Origin of the sequence: Polaribacter sp. R2A056_3_33 (assembly GCF_019278485.1) — a bacterium.
In the GTDB taxonomy this organism is placed as follows: Bacteria; Bacteroidota; Bacteroidia; order Flavobacteriales; family Flavobacteriaceae; genus Polaribacter.
The window spans coordinates 2,690,775-2,712,709 of sequence record NZ_CP058984.1 but is presented as its reverse complement, the minus strand read 5'-3'; the positions used below and the strand labels follow the sequence as shown (position 1 = coordinate 2,712,709).

General features: G+C 29.8%; 18 protein-coding genes. 6 read left to right on the top strand and 12 right to left on the bottom strand.

Going from position 1 to position 21,935, the window contains the following annotated elements; translation table 11 throughout:
- Positions 1-15: 15 nt before the first annotated feature.
- The 9 genes from H0I29_RS11355 to H0I29_RS11315 all read right to left on the bottom strand — a co-directional run bounded on the left by H0I29_RS11355 (position 16) and on the right by H0I29_RS11315 (position 11,956).
- The gene (locus H0I29_RS11355) at positions 16-687 is read right to left on the bottom strand and encodes a hypothetical protein (protein ID WP_218752418.1); all 672 of its coding nucleotides are present in this window, start codon (positions 685-687) and stop codon (positions 16-18) included.
- Complete coding sequence (locus H0I29_RS11350) at positions 674-1,363, bottom strand: hypothetical protein (protein WP_218752417.1); 690 nt, start codon at positions 1,361-1,363, stop codon at positions 674-676. The genes H0I29_RS11355 and H0I29_RS11350 overlap by 14 nt, the downstream gene beginning before the upstream one ends.
- Before the next feature lie 2 nt (positions 1,364-1,365).
- On the bottom strand, positions 1,366-3,948 hold the full coding sequence (locus tag H0I29_RS11345; RefSeq protein WP_218752416.1) for an ATP-binding protein: 2,583 nt from the start codon (positions 3,946-3,948) through the stop codon (positions 1,366-1,368).
- Positions 3,948-5,162, bottom strand: coding sequence for a DNA cytosine methyltransferase (locus H0I29_RS11340; RefSeq protein ID WP_218752415.1), 1,215 nt, complete (start codon positions 5,160-5,162; stop codon positions 3,948-3,950). The genes H0I29_RS11345 and H0I29_RS11340 overlap by 1 nt, the downstream gene beginning before the upstream one ends.
- 119 nt (positions 5,163-5,281) lie before the next feature.
- Entirely contained in the window at positions 5,282-6,970 is a 1,689-nt protein-coding gene (locus tag H0I29_RS11335; RefSeq protein ID WP_218752413.1) for a hypothetical protein, read from the bottom strand.
- A gap of 593 nt (positions 6,971-7,563) precedes the next feature.
- Positions 7,564-8,679, bottom strand: coding sequence for a lactonase family protein (locus H0I29_RS11330; RefSeq protein ID WP_218752411.1), 1,116 nt, complete (start codon positions 8,677-8,679; stop codon positions 7,564-7,566).
- Between the two features lie 3 nt (positions 8,680-8,682).
- Complete coding sequence (locus H0I29_RS11325; protein WP_218752409.1) at positions 8,683-10,440, bottom strand: M14 family metallopeptidase; 1,758 nt, start codon at positions 10,438-10,440, stop codon at positions 8,683-8,685.
- Positions 10,441-10,442: 2 nt separating this feature from the next.
- A complete protein-coding gene (gene coaD, locus H0I29_RS11320) occupies positions 10,443-10,898 on the bottom strand; it encodes a pantetheine-phosphate adenylyltransferase (protein ID WP_165732860.1) in 456 nt (151 codons plus the stop codon).
- An 83-nt stretch (positions 10,899-10,981) separates the two neighbouring features.
- Complete coding sequence (locus H0I29_RS11315) at positions 10,982-11,956, bottom strand: D-alanine--D-alanine ligase (RefSeq protein WP_218752407.1); 975 nt, start codon at positions 11,954-11,956, stop codon at positions 10,982-10,984.
- Between the two features lie 92 nt (positions 11,957-12,048).
- On the opposite strand from H0I29_RS11315, the gene H0I29_RS11310 reads away from it, so the two are divergent.
- A complete protein-coding gene (locus H0I29_RS11310; protein ID WP_218732840.1) occupies positions 12,049-12,606 on the top strand; it encodes a PASTA domain-containing protein in 558 nt (185 codons plus the stop codon).
- Between the two features lie 81 nt (positions 12,607-12,687).
- Positions 12,688-13,728 (top strand): RluA family pseudouridine synthase, encoded by a 1,041-nt coding sequence (locus tag H0I29_RS11305; protein ID WP_218752405.1) that lies wholly within the window; start codon positions 12,688-12,690, stop codon positions 13,726-13,728.
- A gap of 106 nt (positions 13,729-13,834) precedes the next feature.
- On the opposite strand, the gene H0I29_RS11300 is transcribed toward H0I29_RS11305, so the two are convergent.
- Positions 13,835-14,941: a DUF2652 domain-containing protein gene (locus tag H0I29_RS11300; RefSeq protein WP_218752403.1), complete on the bottom strand. Its 1,107-nt coding sequence runs from the start codon at positions 14,939-14,941 to the stop codon at positions 13,835-13,837.
- A 142-nt stretch (positions 14,942-15,083) separates the two neighbouring features.
- Between H0I29_RS11300 and yaaA the strand changes: the two genes are divergently transcribed.
- Complete coding sequence (gene yaaA, locus H0I29_RS11295; RefSeq protein ID WP_218752401.1) at positions 15,084-15,842, top strand: peroxide stress protein YaaA; 759 nt, start codon at positions 15,084-15,086, stop codon at positions 15,840-15,842.
- 81 nt (positions 15,843-15,923) lie between these two features.
- Here the strand turns inward: yaaA and H0I29_RS11290 are convergent, their stop codons facing one another.
- Together H0I29_RS11290 and H0I29_RS11285 are read right to left on the bottom strand one after the other, a co-directional pair.
- Complete coding sequence (locus tag H0I29_RS11290; protein WP_218752399.1) at positions 15,924-17,348, bottom strand: L-serine ammonia-lyase; 1,425 nt, start codon at positions 17,346-17,348, stop codon at positions 15,924-15,926.
- Between the two features lie 84 nt (positions 17,349-17,432).
- The gene (locus tag H0I29_RS11285; RefSeq protein WP_218732835.1) at positions 17,433-17,771 is read right to left on the bottom strand and encodes a DUF2853 family protein; all 339 of its coding nucleotides are present in this window, start codon (positions 17,769-17,771) and stop codon (positions 17,433-17,435) included.
- 257 nt (positions 17,772-18,028) lie between these two features.
- Between H0I29_RS11285 and dnaK the strand changes: the two genes are divergently transcribed.
- The 3 genes from dnaK (at position 18,029) to H0I29_RS11270 (ending at position 21,935) form a co-directional block, all read left to right on the top strand.
- Entirely contained in the window at positions 18,029-19,933 is a 1,905-nt protein-coding gene (dnaK, locus tag H0I29_RS11280; RefSeq protein WP_218732834.1) for a molecular chaperone DnaK, read from the top strand.
- Between the two features lie 188 nt (positions 19,934-20,121).
- A complete protein-coding gene (locus H0I29_RS11275; protein ID WP_218752398.1) occupies positions 20,122-20,673 on the top strand; it encodes a helix-turn-helix domain-containing protein in 552 nt (183 codons plus the stop codon).
- 11 nt (positions 20,674-20,684) lie between these two features.
- On the top strand, positions 20,685-21,935 hold the full coding sequence (locus H0I29_RS11270; protein ID WP_218752396.1) for a site-specific integrase: 1,251 nt from the start codon (positions 20,685-20,687) through the stop codon (positions 21,933-21,935).

The following is a 21,935-nucleotide window of genomic DNA, read 5'->3' as shown; positions in this document are numbered from 1 at the left end:
CTTAAAGAATGTTTTTTAGATTGATTCCGAATATTTTATTTCATTCTTAAATTCAATGAGTCTTTCTATCAACTGAAGTTTTTGATTTCGCTTCCATGTTGAATTTAATATAATATAATTTATTCTTTTATTAATAATAAAACTTACTCCTTTGTAAAATCCTTTAATTGAATCTGAATTATATCCAAAACGTAATCCATTTATAAATGACTCAACAAGAGTTTGTTTGTAAAATATTAATTGTGATTCATCATATTCTGTCCAATAATTTTTATTATTAGCTTTGTTATGATACACGTGAGGCTCATCTGTAGGCATATCACCAAAAACAACAAAAGAATTTATAATAACAGGATTTGCTTTTATATTTTTTAAAAAATCTATTGAGTTACAAGAAAAAAGTATCGTTGTGCATTCATCAAATAATCTTGAGCCATTATTTATACTTATAAAGCTAGTCTTTTGATTATTCTCATCTGTACTGCCAAAAAGCACACGACTTGTACCGTGTCCAAGAAAAATAATTAGGTCAGTTTCATCATCAATAGAATTACAGTTAGAGTTAGGCTCTGGTCTATCTACAGTAGCATTTTTGAAAATATTTTTAGCAAATTCAAAAATTGGATTCAAAAAATCTATACTTGTATCTTTAGGAAAGATTATAACTACTTTTTTATAACTTTTCATTTAACTCTATATAATGAGATAATGTCATATCGAAAATTTCATCTAAAATTATTACTGAATCAGGATGATTATTTTCAATTAAATCCGAAAGCTCTGAAAAGGAATAGACTTTATGTTTTGGTGAAAAAACATTTATTTGTGCATTTACATTTTCGAATTCTCTTAATTTTGAAGGTAAAATATCAGAAATACTATTGTTTTTTAATAATGCAATTGCCTCATCTTTAAAATTCTTATCTAAAAATTGATCTATTTTAAAACTAATTATTTTTGATAATTGTTTTACTTTTTCTTTATCCTTGACTCCATCGATGGAGAAAATATCACGTACTATTTTATCTCTTTTACCAGATATTAAAAAAATAGGACAATTTTTAAATTTTGATATTTTCCTTAATTCTTCAATTATTTTAAGACCATCAAAATTATCATTACCACTATAGTATTGATCAACTATAATTAGGCTTGGTTTAAGGGAAGATAACTTTTTAGAAACACCAGAAAGAACTTTAGGCAAACTAGGGTCTTTGTTTTCGTCAAAGTAATCTCTTGAATTGGGGTTTAGGTATTTTGTAGTCACATTTACAGATTCCCGTTTAGATAAGTGATTAGAAATATTACCTAAGACTCCAATATATTCTTTGGTATCATCAATTAAAAGTAAAGCTTTTTCCATATTTATTTGAAAATTAATTTAAAGCAAGCTCCTTTAAAATCGATGTTATTGCCTTTAAACTCAATATCTCCATACATTTCATTCATTTTCTTTTTTACCGAGTAAAGACCAATTCCAGAGCCTTCTATATTAGATTTTACACCTAATTCAAAAATAGATAAAGGGCTTTTAATAAATTCATCATTTAAACCAACACCATTGTCCGCGAATACAATAGATAATTTCTTTCCTTCATCAATTGCCTCAATTAATATTTTATTTGCTTTCGCTTTAATTGAATTAGAAATAAGGTTGTCAATTACAATTGATAAATCTAATAGACTTAATCTAGTAATAAAATTAGATTGACCTTTAAAAGTTATTTTAACTTTATCTTTATAAGCATAACTGTAAGTTTCTATATATTCTTTAAAATATTTAGCAACGTTAACTTTTTGAAAATCAGAATCAGCTTTAAAGTTTGATTTGGTAATTAACATGCTTAACTTCATAACTTTTTCCGTAATGAATTTAATGTCACTTATTTCTGTAAATAACTCTTTTTGTTTGCTATTACTAGAAACATCTAGGTTTTCAAGGATTTTTTCTAAACTAGAATCAATACCAATAACAGAAACTTTTATACTATGGATTAAATCTTCAGCATCTTCACTTAAAGTTCTTCTAGTAGCGCTTAAATAAGAGTTTTTGTCTTTTTCAAATTTTAAAGAATTTTCTGTGGTTATTCTTTTTTCTTTCTCTTCTTTTGATTTTTTTTCAGCCTTTAATTTTGCTAATTCTTCAAGAGCCCTTTCTTTTTCTTTTTTTAAAGCACCTAGTTCCGCTTTTCTTCTTTTCTCCTCTTCTTTTTTTGCATTGTTTTCAGCTTCTTTACGAGCATTTTCCTCTTTCAAAGCTCTAGCTTCAGCTTCTTTTCTTTTTCTTTCTTCTTGAAGCACTTTATTTTCAGCTTCTTTCTTTTCTTTTTTTAGTCTTTCAAAAGCTTTTTCTATATCAGTTACGTTATCAAGAAGTTTAGGGTCATCTGTTTTATCTGCAATATCTTTTAAATCAGAAATAAATTTAATTTGTGTGTCATCAATTTTTTCGTTCACTAAATCAACAAACCCCTTATTAAAGTCAATTACTTTAATGTCCTTGTTTGAAGATAAACTTTTAATGATTTGAATAAAATCTAGCTTACTTCCTAAATTCGATTTAGCAATTTCAAGGTTTTCAGAATCCTTATCGGTTGATAATTCAAGTCTATATTGACTTGCTTTATCAATATCATCACCAAAATATTTTTGCTTTTTAAACCCTTCTCCCCAAAGTACTCCAACAACATATCTTTCCAGTCTTCTATGAGCTAAATCAAAAGCATTAATTAATTCATGATAACCTGGTGTTTCTATTAAACCACCCTCTCTGTTTGAAACTTCTTTAAATTGTTCAGTGTTATTAGTAGAAATCGAAACTCTACCAAATAAATTTCTGGTTCCTAAAAACCGATTATATCCTTGTTGTGCTCTAAAGTCAATTCCCCAACTATCATCTCCTTTTTGACCAAAAGGCTGTACTCTAAATCCATTTTTAAATAGAAATATAGAGCCAAATTGTATTGGCTGAATTCCCATTTTTAAGGAGAAATTATGCTTAGCTGAACGATTTAAAAAGTATAAATCAATTTGTAAGTTTTCAATAATTTCAAACTCTTTAGCGGATTCTTTTATATGATAAATTAATTCTCCTCTATCAATTATTTTAGTTTCAATTTTACCTTTAGATATTTCAAAAGTAATTTGCGAAGTCTTTAATTCTAAAATATCAAGTATTGCGTTTTTTACAGTACCATTAACTTTGTCTCTATCGAAATACTTTTTACCTTTCTTTTCTTTCTTACCTTTTGTGTAAAAACCTTTCTTGTCTTCATCTAATTCTCTTGTACAAACAATTTGTATATTAAAATCGTTTTTTTCAGAAAAAGGATTTATAAGTTTTTCTAAAGAATGTTTTAATGATAATATTCTTGTTCTATCCCAAACATTGTATAGATTGGATATTTCTAAAATAGTTCCAGAATTAGAGTTTTCTGGAAATTTTACAGTATTTTTAGTAATAGTATTGTGATTTACTTTTACTGTTTCAAATGTGTTTTTTTGATTTTTTTCAAACCTTGACCAATCAACAATAAGTTCTTCAATATTTATGGAGTCATTCCTTTTTGTTCTAATAGTAAGAGACTTCCCTAATCTATCACTAGAAAATCGACCAATACCTTTGGCCCCTGCATAGTGTTTTCTTTCTTGAATTAAATCTCTGTAAGATTCATTTTTACCGCTAAGGTTATTGTCTTCTGAATTATCTTTTTTTGCTGAATATGCAACAAATAACCATTTATTTTTTAAATCATCCAGAGACATTCCTTTTCCATCATCTGAAATAATTAATTTGTTATCTTCAATTGTAATTATTACATTTTTAGCAAAAGCATCATAAGAGTTTTTCACCAATTCGAATACAGCAATAAATTCATCCGTTATTAAATCTTTACCGATAATATCTTTTAAACCTGTACTAATTTTAAACTCTAATTCGTCTCCCATTATTGAATTAGTTGTTTTAAAACTAAACCTGCTTGTTCTCCAAATAATGGTGGAATAGCATTTCCAATTTGTGAATACCTAGGAACTTCTTGAGTTCTTCTTTTACCACCAGTTGTATATTTACCTTTAAACTGGTATGTATCAGGAAATGATTGAATACGAGCATATTCACGAACAGTCATAATTCTTGGTTCACAATAATGAATATAATCATCAGGTAAAGTCGTAATTGTAGGCGTTGGTTTATTTCCTTCCAAAATTTTAGTACTACTTTTCTTTAATTTAAATCGCTCTCTATAAGCAGCACTTGTCAAGTTTTCATTTAAAGCTATTTGAAATCTATTCCTAACAATTTCTGTATGTTTTGCAAATCGATGACTATCAACTTTGCTTTCTTGTTTTTTATATCTTCTTAGGTACTTTTGATAGCTAGAAGCTTTATCACCATAAATACCTGCTTTAAAATTTGGAGTTTCAGATTCTATTTGCCCATTAGATTGCAATAAATCAGATATTGCATTTTCTAAAGTAGGATTTACTGTAAGATCTTTACTAACAAGAAACTCTTCTTTATTTTTTTCAATTCTTTCAAAAAAAGTTTCTTTAGTTAAGTTAGAATTACTCTTTATAAATTGATTTTGAATACCAACTAAAATAAAGCGTGTTCTTTTTTGTGGAACTCCATAATCTGCAAAATTTATAAGATGTCCCTGAACAGTGTATCCTTTCTTTTCTAACTCATCAATTACATACAATGAATAAGCTCTTCCTTTTTTATCATTCCTTTTAAACCCCTGGGTAAAACCTCTTACATTTTCGAAAAAGATTAATTTAGGTTGCACTTGATCAATAAAGTTGATATAAGAGTTTATTAAATCATTTCTAGAATCATTTTCAACTCTTCTTCCTGCCATAGAAAAACCTTGACATGGTGGACCTCCTGCAACTAAATCTATTTTCCCTCTTAATGAAATTAAATTTTCAGAATTATTATCTAAAACTTCATTAATATCGTGATGTTTTTGTGACAACCAATTTGGCCAATCAAAATGCTTTTTCTTTTTAATTAAATTATGTTCAAGTGTTTTAAAAGCATCTGCACTTTTTTCAATAGCAAACGCACCTTTCCAACCTGCATTATGTAAACCTAATGATAGACCTCCACAACCAGCAAATAAATCTATATAAACTTTCCCTTCCTCACCTATAATCATCTAAAATGCAATTGATTATGTTTTTTATTTAATTAAAAATCGTAAAAACTAATATACAATATTCTTTTTAAATATAACAATTAACATTAAAACCATTTAAAAGCCACCAAAACAATCAACTATTCACAATCCACACTATTAAAACCGTCTTCGATATTCCCTGTTCTTAAACTAGGAACAATTTTATAGTGCTCTTTTATAAAAGAAATTTGTTTCACATTAACCGCAGGTAAAGGAATATCTCCTACTGTCCAGAAATAACTTTCTTTTGTAGGTGAATTGTAATGAAATCCGTTTTCTATATGTTGCTCAAAGTCGGCACTCATGCTAGAATTTACATTTGGTTGTAAAATGTTTTTTGGTTTTAACAGACTTGTTTTGATATTCGTTTTTTTAATGGTAGTATAATTACTCAATTTTAATTCGGTTAAAAAAGGAACCAAACTTAGCAACAAACTCAAGTAGGTAAACAGCATGATTATTTTTTCTTTTCTAAAAAACCAAACACAAATTTGCATGGCAAAGAATAACATATAAAAAAAGAAGAATCGATATTGAGGAGAGAAAACCCAAGCCAATACAAAGTTTAAAACACCAATTAAATACAAAATAAAAACTGATTTTTCTTTGCTTTTTAAATACCATAAAAAAGGAAAAGACACCAATAAAACCACAAATATGATATTGATAATTCCATTGAATTTAAACGAGGTTATCCACGCAATAAATAACTGATAAGTAGAAAGACTGTTTAAATCTTGATAATCAAAAGCAGCATTATACGTACCTACCTTAAACAATTTAATAAGCTCTGTGGGGACTTTCCAATCTGCATTTAGAACATCTAAAATTTGTAACGGATATAACAAGTAGCCCGTTAGAACAACGTTTTTCATTAAAAACAACCCAACTACAAAAAGCGAGATCACAATTGGTTTCACTAAATTAATTTTCAGCACTTTATAATGTTTTACAAATAAAATTAATGGTAATAAAACCAATACACACGTTGTGATTTTAATAACACACAAGAAAATTGTGAGTAATAGAATGAGAATAAAATTAGAGTAATCAATCTTATTAAAATATTTCATAAAAAGATAAAACAACAATTGACTGATTAAAAACACCGGTAAATCTGGCGATGGTGCGTTGATAAAAAATATCATAAAAGGCAAACCAATCAACACACTTCCTATATATAATTGATGTATTTTTTTGGTTGACTTAAATTGACACAACTGCTGAAAACAGTAAAAAGAAAAGACAGTTAAAAAGAAACCATTCAAATCGTTAAAATTCGTTTCTAAAAACGGAAAAGTAAACGCTGCTTGTAAAATATGCCAACTAGATGTTTGGGCAAAAAAGATATGTAAATTACCCAATCCTTTTACAAAACCATATTCATTTAACCACTTAATGGTTTGTATATAATAACTTTCATTATCAAAAATAGAAGGTGTAACCGAAGACATTGCCAAAGCAATGATAAAAATAAAAAGGAACCCAAATTTATATATTTTACTAAATGACAACCAATTTATCCTACATTGGTTCAATTGCATTTTAAATTCTCTTTTAAAATACAACATACCTGCAATGTTTATACAATTCATTATTGCATAAAAAACAATATCTAAAGGAAAGAAAAAAGCATACGACCAGCTAAATAGCGTGATAGAGAATAATCCTAAAATATGGTGGATGGTAAAATTATGATTGTCAATTTTAAATAGTTTTTTTAATAAAAAACCAAAGCTTAAGGAGGATATAAAAATATAAATCCAATTAATTAAAATTAAAAGCATGTGTTATTTTAAAATTGATTTTAGAGATTACAAGTTACGAATAAAATAATTTTCTACTTCGTTAAATATCGAATTGTTCTCAACTATACTTGAACTAACAACACTTTAAAAAGCTAAACACATAGGTACATAGTAAACATGACAAAGTACGAGCGAGACGCTCACAATAGCATTCCATTGAGTTTTAACTGATAACTATTAAAAAAATTGACCACATAAATACATAGAAAACATAGTTTTTATGTTATAAAATTAAAACCATTTTAAATGTACAGGCTCATATATAAATATCCGCTAACGCGAGCGTCACGCTCGTGCAATCGACAATAATTCTCGGATAACAATCTATATATTTTTTTTTGTAAATAGAAATCAGAAAGTACGAACAAGACGCTCACACTAGCATTGCGTATAATCCGATAACTCTTGAAAAAATTGACACATAGTAAACAAAAGTTGTATGTTATAATGTATCTGAATCCAATTTAAATTCACAATGTACTCCTGAGCTTGTCCAAGGATTTTTACCACGCTAAAAAGTCTTTGACAAAATCAGTCAGAAAATGCATTAACTGAATTGTAACTACTACAAGCTAAAATAAAATACAAACAGGCATAGGTGCAGCAACTTCACTTACAAAAATTAACTTACCCGTAGCAATATCTCTTTTAAACGAAACTATATTATCGGTATCTTGGTTTGCAACTAATAAAAATTGTTCATCCGGAGAAAGTGAAAAATTACGAGGATTTTTTCCTAAAACAGGTTCGTAACCAATTGTCGTTAACATTCCATCTTCAGCATTTACTTCATAAATTACAATAGATTCATGTCCGCGATTGGAAGCATACAAAAACTTTCCGCCTTTAGAAATATGAATATCTGCTGCTTTGCTAAACTCCGTAAACTCTTTTGGCAAGGTAGAAATTGTAAAATCTACAAAATACGCTTCCTCTTTTTCTTTTACCAAAGAAACCGTATTGTCCAATTCATTTAAAACATAAATCCATTTATTATTTGGATGAAACGTTACATGTCTTGGGCCTGCTCCTTCTGCCATTTTTAAAGACTTTTGCTTTGTATAAACAAGTTTATCTTCATCAATGTTAGAAAACAACAATTCATTGGTTCCTAAATCTACAGAAATAACTTCTTTTTTTACTGGATGAAACCAAGCAGAATGTGCATGAGGCCCTTTTTGTCTGTCTGTTGTTCCTTTACCAATATGTTGTTGCACATTTAATAATTCTGACAATTTACCAGAAGCATCTGCTTTTAACAAACCAACACTTCCACCACCGTAATTTGCCGTAACCAAATAATTATCATCATTTATAGCAACAAAACAAGGACCTGCTCCTCCAGATTTTTCGTTACTTATCAATTGTAAAGAATCTTTTTCTATTCTATAAGATTTTATAAAACCTGTTCCGTTTACATTGGTTTCTTCCACTGCAAAAAGAGTTTTATCATCGTTAGATTTTGTTAAAAAAGTAGGATTTATCGTTTCTGCAACCAAGCCTATTTTTTGTAATTCTCCTTTTTCAGAAAGTTGGTATTTATAAATTCCTTTAGAATTTTTATTAGTATACGTACCAACATAAAAGGAATTAGTCTTGACATCTGTGTTTACTTTTGCTGTTTTAACTTTTTCAGATTTACATCCGAAGAAAAATAGGGATAACAAAACGATTGGTAGTGCTTTCATAATTTAAAATATTTTAAAAATTGGCAAACGTAAATGTGCTGGTTCGTAATGAGGTGATTTTTTGTAAATAAAATCTAGTTGTGCTCTTGGATTATTTGCAAACTCAGTATCTGTATTCCGTTTTTCTAAAAACTCTTTTTCTATTGATGGATTTTCAGCTAAAAAAGAGGCTGCAATATCTTCAAAAACATAAGCAGAATACCCTTCTTTTTGTTGTAAAACCGTGTCGAAAAAATTCCAGTTAAAAAACGAATCGGTTGCTGCAGCTTCCAACGTTTCTAGCAAATACCGAACTCCATTTTGATTTGTAGGAATGTAAATATCTCCCTTTCTAAATTGAAAATCTTGAGTTGCTGTTTTTACCGTAGTATTATAATGTAAATAATGACCTTCGTACGCCGTTTTACGTGTTTCAAACTTATCAATATGATTTACTTCAACAGTAATTATTGTATCGTTTTTAAAACGTGTAAATTCTATTTGATTGTTTTTTAATCGCTCTAAAACTTTATGCCAACCTTGTTCTAAAATATACCCTTTCGGAATTTCTACAGACTGAGTCTCCATAAAATTATTATAATATTTCACAGGTTTTGTATATGGTTTTGTAGTATCATAAAACAAACGTTTTCCTGTAGTTACTTTGCTATCGACATACTCTGCTTCGTAGCCTTTAAATTGTAATTCTGTAGGGTTTTCAGTATCAACCTTAAAAGTAATAGGATAGGTTTTCTGTGCCAATACCTCATCTACAGCATTCGCTCTTAATTCTTTAATTTTATCAGCATTATCTTCTGTAAAATCTAACGCAGAAAACAACAATTCATACGTTTGTTCTACCCTTACTTTATAAGGTTTTAACATGTGTGTTTCTACCATCAATCCTAAAGTATTAAACAAGGTTGTGTATCCTGTTGAATATCTAGGAGAATCGAAAAACTGAGAAAAACCTGCTTCTGGCGTAGTACCCCAAACATTTACATAAGGTGTAATTGAAATTCCTTTTTGCTCTAGTGAATTCTCTATACTCGGACGCATTTTGGTTTCTAAAAAGTCACCTAGCTTTCCTCCTAGTTTATTGTGTTGTGTAAATAAATGTGTAATTGCATATTGATAATCAGCTCCATTACTTACGTGATTATCTATAAAAACATCTGGATTTACAGTATGAAATACTGCTGCAAAAGCTGCTGAATTTCTAGAGTCTTGTTTTATAAAATCTCTATTTAAATCATAATTTCTTGCATTCCCTCTAAAACCATATTCTATAGGTCCCTTTTGATTTGCTCTTGTGTGCGAATTTCTATTTAAAGAACCGCCAACATTATACACAGGAATCACACAAATTACAGTGTTTTTATATTTTTCTATTAAAGAATCATTTTCTACAATATCTCTAAGCAACAACATGGATGCATCAATTCCGTCGGATTCTCCGGGATGAATTCCGTTGTTGATGAGAATTCTATTTTTGGATGATTTTTTAATTTCATCCACATTAAAAACTCCTTCTCTATTATAAACAACGAGGTGCAAAGGTTCTCCGGAATCTGTTTGTCCGAATGAAAATAAAGATATAGAAGAATGCGCTTCAGCTAAACCTTTGTAATATGAAATGATGTCTTTGTATTCTGGCGTTTCTGTTCCGTTAGACTTTTCGAAAAGCGTTGTAAAATCTTTTTTTTCTTTGGATAATTGATCACAAGAAAATAGCAACAGTAAAATAGTAACTAAAAAAAATGCTCTAAAAGGTCTACACATATTTATTTAATTCTTACAGTTTTAGGAACTAATTTTGTATAATCTCCATCATTTCTAATTACATCCCTTACAATAGATGAAGAAATATAAGAGGTGCTTGCTGCGGTTAGTAAGAAAACGGTTTCTATAGGCGCTAAATCTCTATTGGTATGCGCTATTGCTTTCTCGAACTCAAAATCTGCGGGGTTTCTTAAACCTCTTAAAATAAAATCGACATTGTTTTCTTGACAAAAATGAACTGTCAACCCTTTATAGGTAACCACTTTTATTTTTGGTTCGTGTGCAAAACAGTCTTCAATAAATTTTTTACGTTCTTCTAAAGTGAACATATATTTTTTATCCGCATTTACACCAATGGCAATAATTAGTTCATCAAACAATTTTACACCTCTTGCAATGATATCAAAATGACCTAATGTTATTGGATCAAATGATCCTGGGAAAATTGCTCTTTTCATTTTTTTTATTTGATGTTTTTAGATTTTTTTGAATCATGATGTTTTTGAACCACGAACAAAGACTCTTGAAATAAATCGTGTTTCTATACAAAAGCCGACTCAATCGCACTTTCAAATAACTCTTCTAAAGAAATACCTGCCACTTTTGCTTGTTGTGGTAAGATACTTTCTTCGGTTAAACCTGGTACCGTATTCATTTCTAAGAAATGTGGTTCTCCGTTGACTAAAATATATTCTGAACGTGAAAAACCAGACATATTTAAAATTTTATATACCTTTTTTGCTATTTCTTCTACTTTCATTTTTTCTTCATCAGAAATTCTAGCAGGAGTAATCTCTTGAGATTTCCCTTCGTATTTAGCCTCATAATCAAAGAAATCGTTTTCTGTAACAATCTCTGTAATTGGCAATACTGTTGTTTCTCCTTTATAATGAATTACACCAACAGAAACTTCTGGTCCGTCTAAAAAAGACTCAATTAAAATCTCTGAATCTTCTTTATATGCTTTTTCTAGAGCAGGTAACATTTCTGCTTTTGTGTGCGCTTTAGAAATTCCGTAACTAGATCCCGCATTATTAGGTTTTACAAAACAAGGCAACCCTACTTTGTTAATTATAGCATCTAAATCTACAACATCTCCTTTATTTAAGTACACAGAAACGGCCGTTTTAATACCATATTCTTTCACAACACTTAAAGTATCTCGCTTATTAAATGTTAATGCCATTTGATAAAAAGGTGCAGAAGTGTGTTTTAAATTGATCAAATTAAAATACGCTAACAAGGTTCCGTTTTCTCCGGGCGCGCCATGTATTGCGTTAAAAACACAATCGAAAATAACAGAAGTACCATTCAATGAAAAAGAAAAATCACTTCTATTTATAGGATATTCTTGATTATCATCATCTAAAGCAACCCATTTATCTTTTAAAATATGGACTCTATACGGATTGTATTTCTCTTTATTTAAGTGCTTGTACACTACATTTCCGCTGGTAAGCGAAATATTAACTTCGGATGAATAACCACCCATTACAATTGCAATATTCTGTTTCATAAATTCTAAAATAATAAAACAAATTTATCAAAATAATTATAGAAATAGCAACGTTTAGTTTTTATATCTTTGTGCGTTCTAAAAATCAAAAAATGAGTGTTTTTCAATTTATTAAAAGTAAGTCCTTCTTTATACAAGTTATTATTGCAGGTATAGGTTTGTTGGTCTTTATTTTTGCTTTAAAATATTGGTTAGGTTATTCTACCAATCACGATCAAAAAATTCAAGTTCCTAACTTGCATAAAATGTCTTTAGAAAATGTAAAACTAAAGTTAGAAGAATTAAATCTAGATTTTATTGTTATAGATAGCGCGAGTTATAATCCAGATTATCCAAAAAAATCTGTAATTGAGCAATCTCCAGAAACAGGAGATTTTGTAAAAGAAAAACGTAAAATTTACTTAACATTAAATCCTTCTAAATATAGAGATGTTACTGTTCCAGATTTAAACGGAAGAACAAAAAGACAAGCTACTTCTCATTTACGATCTATTGGTTTTAATATTGGTACAAACCCAATTTCTGTAAGAGATATTGGTAAAGATGTTGTACGTGGATTACGCTACAAAGGAGAAATTCTAAATCACGGAGATAAATTACCTCTAAACTCTATCGTAGACTTAGTTTTAGGTGACGGAAACGGAAACTAGTATTCAGTATTCAAAAATAAAAAATTAAACTGTTAAAGGTTGATATTCGATGAATATCCACTTCGACTTAAAAAATAAATTTTGCAAGAAAATCAACCTCAAGATATAGAAAACGACGATTTATACGAACATCACAGATTTACAGCTAGTGAAGGGCAAGAACCTTTAAGAGTAGATAAATTTTTGATGAATTTTGTAGAAAACGCCACCAGAAATAAAATTCAACAAGCTGCAAAAGCAGGAAATATTTTGGTGAATGATGCCATTGTAAAATCGAATCATAAAGTAAAACCAAATGATGTAGTTAGAGTTGTTTTAGCATATCCACCAGCAGAAAATTTATTGGTGGCAGAAGACATTCCTTTAGACATCGTTTATGAAGATGACACAGTAATTGTAGTGAACAAACCTGCAGGTATGGTAGTACATCCTGGTCACGGAAATTATTCTGGTACCTTGGTGAATGGCTTAATTCATCATATAGAAAACTTACCAACAAATTCTAACGAAAGACCAGGTTTGGTGCATAGAATTGATAAAGACACTAGTGGTTTATTAGTGGTTGCAAAAACCGAATTTGCCTTAGCTCATTTATCTAAACAGTTTTTCGACAGAACTACAGAGCGTTTATATTATGCTTTAGTTTGGGGAAATGTAGAAGAAGATGAAGGTACTATTGAAGGAAATATAGGACGTAGTTTAAAAAATCGTTTACAAATGTCTGTTTTTCCTGATGGTGATTTTGGAAAACATGCAGTTACACATTATAAGGTTTTAGAGCGTTTAACATACGTAACATTAGTGCAATGTAAATTAGAAACAGGAAGAACGCACCAAATTAGAGCACACTTTAAACATATTGGACACACACTTTTTAACGATGAGCGTTATGGTGGAGATGATATTTTAAAAGGAACAACATTTACCAAATACAAGCAATTTGTAAATAACTGTTTTAAAGTGTTACCTAGACAAGCGCTACATGCTAAAACATTAGGGTTTACGCACCCAAAAACGGGAGAATTTATACGTTTTAATTCTGAAGTACCTACAGATATTACAGAATGTCTAGAAAAATGGAGAACCTACTCTGAGAATTCTAAAGATGTAGATTTAGAGTAAATAGCTTTACTTTCCATTTTATAAAATAAAACAGCGATTTGTATTTTGATACAAATCACTGTTTTATTTTATAATTCTTTTATATTTAACCAATTATACTAAAAATCTATTTTACATACATCGTTTCACTTACTGCATTTTTAGAACTTAATAATTCAAATAATGTATCTATTCCTTTTGCTACATTTTTCTTAAACACAGCTTTTACTATTAAGAAAATAGCCAACTTTTTTAAAGGTGATTTTGCTTCTAAATACATTTCTAGAACCAACTTACAACGATCAGCACTTAATGGTGTTATAATATAAAATTGATATAATGCATCTAAAGGAACTGGACTCTTAGTCATTTCTCCATACACCAACTGTCCTGGTTTCACTTCTTTAGTGATTACCACAAAGTCTAAATGTTTTTCATTAACCACACACACATGCTCAGAACCTAATCTTGTTACTTCATTTACATTAAATATAATTTCATCAACACCTTCCTTCCATTTACTTCTGTACCCATAATTTGTTAAAGTTTCTAACAATTCTGCAGCAGAAACAGGAAACTCCTGCTCTAGAATAAAACTTGGTGGTTTGTTAAAAACAACTTTATTAGCAGTAAGAAATGATCTCAATTTTAAGTTATTATTATCAATAACAGAAAATAAATAATCTAATCGCTTACCATCATAAATATCAGTCCCTTCTTCAAATTTGTATAATTTTGATTGATAATTGCCAGACAAACCAATAGTATTTGCTAACTCTTTACTAAACAAAACATAATTATCGCTATCAACAGAATTTTTCATTAAACGATGCGCCTCAATAACTTCACTACCAAAGGGTTTTCTATTATTCTGAACCGTTAAAAACTGTAATTCGCCACAATGTGCAATAATTTTTAATTGTAATTTAGGAGCAGAAGAACAAGCACTACAAGGACAGATTCTATTTTTTTCTAATAATTTTAAATGACTATAAAACGCGGTAAATATATGTTCTGACAAAGCCAATAATCGTTCTAAAGACGGCACATCATTTTCTTTATAAAAAAATAAAGCATCACCCTCTACTTCTGCTAACTGTAACTCTTCTGTATTTGCTGCTATTAAAACTTCTAATAATTCTGAAATTACATGCTGACTGTGTTCCACTTCTGTGGTTTGAACAAATTCTGTAAATCCTGAAATATCCGGTAAAAAAAGTAAAGATTTGCCCATGTTATGTTGGTCGATTTTAAGACTTAAAACTAACTAAAAAATAGATATAAACAATTATTATTTAAGTATCAGTTATTACATTATTAAAAAGTTTGCGATTTATCTTATCCATTGTATTTTTACACTACAATAAAAGCATACAATGAAAATCATAATATCCCCAGCAAAATCTTTAGATTTCGAAAGTAAAGTACCAACAAGTCTGCATACGCAACCTCGTTTTTTAGATAAGTCTGAAAAATTAAATAAGAAACTAAAAACACTTTCTAAGAAAAACTTATCTGAATTGATGAAAATTTCTGATGATTTGTCTGCTTTAAATTATGATAGAAATCAATCTTGGGCAACTCCCTTTACAACCGAAAATGCAAAACAAGCTATTTATGCATTTACAGGTGCCGTTTTTCAAGGAATTGATGTGAATTCTATTGAAGAAGAGAAAATACCATTATTACAAAATAACTTAAGAATTCTATCTGGCTTGTATGGCTTATTAAAACCTTTAGATTTAATTCAGCCTTATCGTTTAGAAATGGGAACTCGTTTAAAAGTAGGTACCAAAGATAATTTGTATAAATTTTGGGACGATACTGTTGCAAATGCTTTGAATGACGAATTAGAAGATGGTGAATTATTAGTAAATTTAGCAAGTACAGAATACTTTAAAGTAATTCCTAAAAAGGTTTTAAAAGTACCAATGATTACACCTGTTTTTAAAGATTTTAAAAATGGAGAATATAAAATTGTGATGACCTACGCTAAAAAGGCTCGTGGTCTAATGGTGCGCTATATAATAGATAACAACGTTAAAACTATAGAAGATTTAAAAGGTTTTAATGTTGATAAATACCGTTTCTCTGAAGAATTATCTTCTGGAAATGATTTGGTTTTTACGAGGTAAAAATAGTTTAGGTTATTCAGTACGCAGTTAACAGTCTTCAGTAAACAGTTACAAACAGACTGTAAACTGCCTACAAAATGATTAACAATCTACAATTCTAACCGTAACTGCCAAACCACCTTCCGACGTTTCTTTGTAATTTTTGTTCATGTCTTTTGCAGTTTCCCACATTGTATCTATTACACTGTCTAAATGTACCAAAGCTTCTTTTGGATCTGTTTCTAAGGCAATTTCTGCGGCATGAATTGCTTTTATAGCACCCATAGAATTACGTTCTATACAAGGCACTTGTACCAAACCAGCAATAGGATCGCAGGTTAAACCTAAATGATGTTCCATAGCAATTTCTGCAGCCGACAAACACTGTGCTGCTGTACCGCCTAATAATTCTGTTAAAGCAGCTGCTGCCATTGCAGAAGACACTCCTATTTCTGCCTGACAACCTCCCATTGCTGCAGAGATTGTAGCATTTTTCTTAAAAATACTCCCTATTTCGCCAGCTGTTAATAAGAACTTTTTAACGTGACTAAAATCTGCTTCGTGATTTTCTATCACCATATAATACATTAAAACAGCAGGTATTACGCCAGCACTTCCGTTTGTTGGCGCTGTAACTACTCTACCCAAAGCGGCATTTACTTCATTTACAGAAAGGGCAAAACAACTTACCCATTTTAAAATCTCTCTAAATTTTACTTCTGTACTTCTAATGGCAGTAAGCCATTCTTTAGGGTTTGTATAACTGGTATCTTTTATTAATTTTTTATGCGTATCAAAAGCACGTCTTTTTACATTTAAACCTCCAGGAAGCCTTCCTTCTGTATGACAGCCTGTATGCATACATTCTAACATCGTATCCCAAATTCTGTGCAACTCTTTATCTATATGTTCTGCAGAGTTTAATTCTAACTCATTTAAAAGAACAATATCAGAAATTAATAAATTTTCTTTTTCACAATATTCTTCAAGCTGTATAGCTCTATTGATTGGATAAGGAAAGTTCTTTTTATTGATTTCTATTTCTTCTTCTAGATGATCATTTTCTTGCACAATAAAACCTCCTCCAATAGAAAAATACGTTTGTGTAGAAACTTCATCACCATTAAAAAAACCTCTAAAAGTAATTCCGTTTGCATGAAAAGGTAAAAAGGCTCTATTAAAAACAATTGATTCTTTATAGAAAGGCACTTCCTTTTCTGCATTTAATGAAAGTACTTTTTTATCTTTAATATTATCAATAATAGTAGCAATGTTTTCTATAGGTAAGTATTCTGGATCTGCACCGCTTAAACCTAACTGAATTGCCAAATCGGTAGCGTGTCCTTTTCCTGTTAAAGACAAAGACCCATATAAATCTACCTGAATAGCATCAACCAAATCAAAGTTATTATTTTCTTTTAATTGAAGGATCCATTGTTCGGCAGCTCGCCAAGGGCCAAGTGTATGAGAACTTGAGGGACCAACACCTATTTTGAGCATATCAAAAACACTAATAAATTGCGACATTCGTAAGGTTTAATTAAGAATAGCGGTAAATGTAAAAAATCCAACTCAATGAGTTGGATTTTATTATCAAAAATATATTTTATATTAGTTATATATCGATTCCTTACCAAATTCTACCGCTAACATATAGTAAACGACAGCTCTATATTTATTTCTTTCAGATTTACCAATTGTTTCCACAACTTTATTAATCGCTTCATCTAATTTTGGACCATCCGCTAGACCTAACTTTTTAATTAAAAAATTATTTTTAACAGTTAACAATTCTTTTGCATCTGAACCAGATACGGTTTCGGCATCTTTTTTATAAATAGATGGCCCTAGTCCTTTTGTTACAGCTTTTAATAAGTCTGAATCATATTTTAGACCTTTATCGTCCATAAACTTAGAATACTGTGCTACTTTTTCGTCAAATTTACTCATGATTTTTTTTAGAATTTTAGATTTATAACTTATAGATTTACTTTGTCTGAAATAGAACTATCCAAATATAAGGAATTAAAAATTATATTCAAATATTCTTCCTATCCAATATATTAGATACACTTTATGTCATAATGTCACATCAATTTAAAATATTTTTTTAAAATAACTGACATTTGCTAGTCAAAAAGGGGTTGGCACAGCATTTGCCTAATAGAAAATGTAAAATTGAATTAAAATTTATTAAAATAAATATTATGAGTAAAATAATTGGAATTGATTTAGGTACAACAAACTCTTGTGTTTCTGTAATGGAAGGAAATGAGCCAGTTGTAATCCCTAACGCAGAAGGAAAAAGAACTACACCATCTATCGTTGCCTTTGTAGAAGGAGGAGAACGTAAAATTGGTGACCCAGCTAAAAGACAAGCTGTAACAAACCCAACAAAAACTGTTTATTCTATTAAACGTTTTATGGGTAACAAATTTTCTGAGTCTTCTAAAGAAGCAGGAAGAGTTCCTTATAAAGTAGTAAGAGGAGATAATGATACACCTAGAGTAGATATTGATGGTCGTTTATATACACCACAAGAAATTTCTGCAATGGTGTTACAAAAAATGAAAAAAACTGCTGAAGACTATTTAGGAACTGAGGTTACTGAAGCAGTTATTACAGTACCAGCATATTTTAACGATGCACAACGTCAAGCTACAAAAGAAGCTGGTGAAATTGCAGGTTTAGCTGTAAAAAGAATTATAAACGAGCCAACTGCTGCTGCTTTAGCGTATGGTTTAGACAAATCTAACGATGATAAGAAAATTGTTGTTTTTGATTTTGGTGGTGGAACACATGATGTTTCTATCTTAGAATTAGGAGACGGAGTTTTTGAAGTATTAGCTACAGATGGTGATACACATTTAGGTGGTGATGATGTTGATGAAAAAATCATTAACTGGTTAGCAGAAGAGTTTAAAGCGGATGAAGATTTAGACTTACGTAAAGATCCAATGTCTTTACAACGTTTAAAAGAAGCTGCAGAAAAAGCGAAGATTGAATTATCTTCTTCTGCTTCTACAGAAATTAACTTACCATATGTTACTGCTACTGCTAGCGGACCAAAACACTTAGTAAGAACTTTATCTAGATCTAAATTTGAGCAATTAATTGACGATTTAGTAAAAAGAACTATCGAGCCTTGTCAGACTGCTTTAAGAAATGCAGATTTAACAATCTCTGATATCGATGAAATCGTATTGGTTGGTGGATCTACAAGAATACCTGCGGTACAAGAAGCTGTTGAGAAATTCTTCGGAAAAACACCAAGTAAAGGAGTAAACCCTGATGAAGTTGTTGCTTTAGGAGCTGCAATTCAAGGTGGAGTTTTATCTGGAGATGTAAAAGATGTATTGTTATTAGACGTTACACCTTTATCTTTAGGTATTGAAACTATGGGGAATGTTTTCACAAAATTAATTGATGCAAACACTACTATTCCTACAAAAAAATCTCAAGTATTCTCTACAGCTGTAGACAATCAACCATCAGTAGAAATTCACGTTTTACAAGGTGAAAGAGCGATGGCTGCAGATAACAACACAATTGGTCGTTTCCATTTAGATGGTTTACCACCAGCACAGAGAGGTGTACCTCAAGTAGAAGTAACTTTTGATATTGATGCCAATGGTATTATTAAAGTTTCTGCTTTAGACAAAGGAACAAACAAATCTCACGAGATTAGAATTGAAGCGTCTTCTGGATTATCTGAAGATGATATCAAGAAAATGAGAGAAGAAGCAGAAGCTAATGCGGATGCTGATAAAGCTGCAAAAGAAACTGCAGAAAAAATCAACGAAGCAGATTCTATGATTTTTCAAACAGAAAAGCAATTAAAAGAATTTGGTGATAAATTATCTGCGGATAAAAAAGCACCAATCGAAGCTGCTTTAGTTGAATTAAAAGCTGCACATGAATCTAAAGATTTAGCATCAATTGATACTGCATTGGCAACTATCAATGAAGCTTGGAAAGTTGCATCTGAAGAGATGTATGCTGCACAAGGTGGTGCTGAAGGAGCAAATCCTGGAGCTGAACAACAAGGTCAACCAGAAGCAGATGCTCAAGGAGACAATGTTGAAGATGTAGATTTCGAAGAAGTAAAGTAATTACGATTAACATCAATTACTAAATACATAGTAAAAAGCAGTAAACTAAACGTTTACTGCTTTTTTTTTGTTAAAAACTTTAATTACTATTAATGTATAATTATCGTTTTTAATCATAAATTTGTACCATATATGTACCGCGACTTAAATTGCGATAATGTGCAACTTAATGTTAAAAACTTAAAAATATGCCATCTGCTAAATTTGAAATATCTCGAGAATGTAAATTTTGTAGTAATTTGTTTCTTGCTAAAACCATTACATCAATATACTGCTCACCAAAATGTTCTAAATCAGCATATGCAAAAAAGAGAAAAGTAGAAAATATTAAAAAACTAAAAATTGAAAAGGCTTTAAAAATATCAAACGAAGAAGAATATATATCAGTTGCAGATGCTGTAGCATTATATGATGTTAGCCGTGATACGATTTACCGATTAATAAGAAGTGAAAAAATTACGAAATATAATTTAGGAAAGAGATTAACGAAGGTTTATCGAAAAGATTTAGCGGAGCTTTTTGATTTAAAACCTATAACCGAAACTATAACAGCTAAAAAAGAAGTAAAAACATATAGATTAGAAAAAGAAGATTGTTACAGTATTGGTGATATTACCAAAAAGTATGGGATTTCAGAAACTTCTGTATACACACACATTCGTAAATACGGGATTCCTACACGTCAATTAGGAAAAAGTGTTTATGCTCCTAAAGCAGAAATAGATAATATTTACAAATAACTTAAGCAGTAATGAAAAAACATATTAAAAACACAAAGGTTGCTGTTAAGCTTCGAAAAAGTGAATACCATAATGAATGGTACTTATATATAGAAAGTTATCCAGTTATTATTCCTAATAAAGAAAAACCACAAAGAATTAGAGAGTATTTAAACAGGACAATTACTACTCCAATTTGGGATAAAAAAAGAACGGCTAGAACAAAGGTTGATGGAACTAAAACCTACAAAGTAAAAAGAGATATTAATGGAGTTATTCAATGTAAAAGTGATATCGATAAAGAGAATTGTTTATACGCTGATGGTGTTAGAAAATTAAGACAAAAAGAATATGATAATGCTAATCTGTATAATGATACTGAAAAAGAATACTTAGCACAAAAGGAAAAATTAAAAGAAAACTTTATACAATACTTTAAAGACACATTACGAAAACGCCATAAAAACAGTTCAAATTCTATTCAAGTTAATTGGAAGAGAACAATTGAATTATTAAGGTTATTTTACGGAGAATATTTACCGTTTTCAAAGTTAAATTTATCTTTAGCAGAAGATTTTAAGAATTTTATAAAAAATGCTCCTTGTGGTGGTGGTAAAAAAGGGATTATTTCTAACTCTACATCTTCCACATACTATTCAATATTTAAAGCATGTTTAAAACAAGCTTTTATAGATGGATATTTAACAATTGATTTATCTGGAAAAATAAAAGGTATTCGTGTAATTCAATCAAAGCGAGCATATCTTACAATTGACGAACTAAATAAACTAGCATCGACACCTTGTGAAATGCAAGTGTTAAGAAGGGCATCACTTTTTTCTGCATTAACTGGTTTAAGACTTTCAGATATTCAAAAATTAAGATGGAAAGAAGTTGTAATTGAAAATGGAAAAGGAAAACTATTGTTTACACAAAAGAAAACTAAAGGAGTTGAATACACTCCTATTTCAAATCAAGCATTAGAATTATGCGGAACACCTAGTTTACCTGAAAAATATGTTTTTGAAGATTTACCTAATTCATCATGGATTTCAAGACCTTTAAAAAAATGGATTACAGCATCTGGTATTCAAAAAAATATAACTTTTCATTGCTTTAGACATACATATGCAACACTTCAATTAGCAAATGGAACAGATATTTACACAGTATCTAAAATGTTAGGGCACACTAACGTATCAACTACACAGATTTATTCAAAAGTAATAGATAACAAAAAAGACATTGCGTCACAAGTAATACAAATAAATATAGATAATTAA

What these genes read in the sequence shown, in the direction of transcription:
- H0I29_RS11355 (WP_218752418.1), bottom strand. Translation starts at nt 687, where the DNA reads ATGAAAAGTTATAAAAAAGTAGTTATAATCTTTCCTAAAGATACAAGT.
- H0I29_RS11350 (WP_218752417.1), bottom strand. Translation starts at nt 1,363, where the DNA reads ATGGAAAAAGCTTTACTTTTAATTGATGATACCAAAGAATATATTGGA.
- H0I29_RS11345 (WP_218752416.1), bottom strand. Translation starts at nt 3,948, where the DNA reads ATGGGAGACGAATTAGAGTTTAAAATTAGTACAGGTTTAAAAGATATT.
- H0I29_RS11340 (WP_218752415.1), bottom strand. Translation starts at nt 5,162, where the DNA reads ATGATTATAGGTGAGGAAGGGAAAGTTTATATAGATTTATTTGCTGGT.
- H0I29_RS11335 (WP_218752413.1), bottom strand. Translation starts at nt 6,970, where the DNA reads ATGCTTTTAATTTTAATTAATTGGATTTATATTTTTATATCCTCCTTA.
- H0I29_RS11330 (WP_218752411.1), bottom strand. Translation starts at nt 8,679, where the DNA reads ATGAAAGCACTACCAATCGTTTTGTTATCCCTATTTTTCTTCGGATGT.
- H0I29_RS11325 (WP_218752409.1), bottom strand. Translation starts at nt 10,440, where the DNA reads ATGTGTAGACCTTTTAGAGCATTTTTTTTAGTTACTATTTTACTGTTG.
- coaD (WP_165732860.1), bottom strand. Translation starts at nt 10,898, where the DNA reads ATGAAAAGAGCAATTTTCCCAGGATCATTTGATCCAATAACATTAGGT.
- H0I29_RS11315 (WP_218752407.1), bottom strand. Translation starts at nt 11,956, where the DNA reads ATGAAACAGAATATTGCAATTGTAATGGGTGGTTATTCATCCGAAGTT.
- H0I29_RS11310 (WP_218732840.1), top strand. Translation starts at nt 12,049, where the DNA reads ATGAGTGTTTTTCAATTTATTAAAAGTAAGTCCTTCTTTATACAAGTT.
- H0I29_RS11300 (WP_218752403.1), bottom strand. Translation starts at nt 14,941, where the DNA reads ATGGGCAAATCTTTACTTTTTTTACCGGATATTTCAGGATTTACAGAA.
- yaaA (WP_218752401.1), top strand. Translation starts at nt 15,084, where the DNA reads ATGAAAATCATAATATCCCCAGCAAAATCTTTAGATTTCGAAAGTAAA.
- H0I29_RS11290 (WP_218752399.1), bottom strand. Translation starts at nt 17,348, where the DNA reads ATGTCGCAATTTATTAGTGTTTTTGATATGCTCAAAATAGGTGTTGGT.
- H0I29_RS11285 (WP_218732835.1), bottom strand. Translation starts at nt 17,771, where the DNA reads ATGAGTAAATTTGACGAAAAAGTAGCACAGTATTCTAAGTTTATGGAC.
- dnaK (WP_218732834.1), top strand. Translation starts at nt 18,029, where the DNA reads ATGAGTAAAATAATTGGAATTGATTTAGGTACAACAAACTCTTGTGTT.
- H0I29_RS11275 (WP_218752398.1), top strand. Translation starts at nt 20,122, where the DNA reads ATGCCATCTGCTAAATTTGAAATATCTCGAGAATGTAAATTTTGTAGT.
- H0I29_RS11270 (WP_218752396.1), top strand. Translation starts at nt 20,685, where the DNA reads ATGAAAAAACATATTAAAAACACAAAGGTTGCTGTTAAGCTTCGAAAA.